The organism is Maribacter sp. TH_r10 (genome assembly GCF_033101095.1).
GTDB classification, from domain to species: Bacteria; Bacteroidota; Bacteroidia; order Flavobacteriales; family Flavobacteriaceae; genus Maribacter_A; species Maribacter_A luteus.
In genome coordinates, this window is the sequence record NZ_JAWMPY010000058.1 from 1 (window position 1) to 226 (window position 226).

Here is a 226-nt window from a genome sequence, read left to right on the forward strand (position 1 = left end):
ATTCGCAACGATTGCCGCTTGTGCCGGAGTGATACCCGTTTTAGCAGTGTTCAATGCAATGGCGTCGTTCTGTGTGGTTTGTTCCAATTCAAGAGCATCAATATCAGAAGCATTGGTAGTTATCCCTGAGATATCCTGATCACCTGTGTTCACGCCAGAGGTATTCGCAACGATTGCCGCTTGTGCCGGGGTGATTCCGGTTTTGGCGGTGTTCAATGCAATGGCG

Annotated in this window: 1 protein-coding gene; it reads right to left on the reverse strand. The window is 49.6% G+C overall.

Features of this window, described 5'->3' with window-relative positions:
- On the reverse strand, nt 1-226 hold a 226-nt coding region (locus tag R3X28_RS19320; protein WP_317666531.1), incomplete at both ends, for a hypothetical protein.